This is a genomic window from Flavihumibacter sp. ZG627 (genome assembly GCF_000814325.1).
GTDB lineage: Bacteria > Bacteroidota > Bacteroidia > Chitinophagales > Chitinophagaceae > Flavihumibacter.
Map to the genome: position 1 here is coordinate 1 of NZ_JPHF01000037.1, position 1,005 is coordinate 1,005.

The 1,005-nt window shown below is 39.6% G+C and carries 2 protein-coding genes; both read left to right on the forward strand.

The window, feature by feature from the left end; translation table 11 throughout:
- On the forward strand, positions 1-814 hold an 814-nt coding region (locus tag HY58_RS18475; protein ID WP_039135667.1), incomplete at its 5' end, for an RHS repeat domain-containing protein.
- A gap of 2 nt (positions 815-816) precedes the next feature.
- On the forward strand, positions 817-1,005 hold a 189-nt coding region (locus HY58_RS19795), incomplete at its 3' end, for a hypothetical protein (RefSeq protein ID WP_216593838.1).

Sequence of the window (1,005 nt, forward strand, 5' to 3'; positions counted from 1 at the left end):
CAACGGCAAGGAAAAGCAGGAAAAGGAGTTTAGTGATGGTGCAGGACTAGACTGGTACGATTACGGGGCACGGATGTATGATCATCAGATCGGCAGGTGGCATACTGTAGACCCACTCGCTGACCAATTTAGAAGGTGGAGCCCATATAACTATGCGGTAAATAATCCATTACGTTTTATTGACCCAGATGGAATGGCAGCTTCTCCGATTTATGATACTGTAGGTAATTTGTTAGGAACGGATGATCAAGGTTTGCAGGGTGACGCAATCGTAATGAATAAAGAAAGTTTTAGACAGGGGATGAGCCACGAAGATGCTGCAAAAGCTGACCTTGGCGAGAAAGGACTAGAGAATAATGAGGCAAAAGGAAAAATGAAATCGAATTATGAAGGCCTGCCAAGTCGGCCTGATTTTGATGGGTATTTAACACTTGCAGAGGCAAATGACTGGTTCAAAAATGGAAATGGGCAACCTCTTTTCGTTAGCCTAAACAAAATTGATTTGTCAGGAATTTATACCGAGGATTTTGGTGGTGTTGGCAGTAAGAGATCTTTTAACCTATTAACAAATAGCAACTCAGGAAACGACGGATTAGTCTACGGTCAGTTTACGTTGAAGCTATATCCTAATGATCAAGTTCGAGCATATGCAGACGAATACAATTTTGAAATGCACAATCCACGAAACCCATTAAATTGGCCAAGAAATATAGCAACACTCATTGGTAGAAAAGTTGCAGGTGAGGGTAAAAGTTTTGAAATAAATCTTACTGGTTCAAAGTGGATCAATCCAGTTCATCCCGTAATTAAGTAACGATGTATAGGATAATTATTGCACTTTCTTTTTTGATGAATGGTTGTAGCGACTCAACTATCAACTTAGGCGAGGATTATTATTTAAGAATTGAAGGGCCGCGAACAAATGAGATAATGAATAGAAAAGCCAATGTAAAAGGTATCCCCCCTGCAGTCCTGAGATATAACTATAATGATGATTTTATTGTT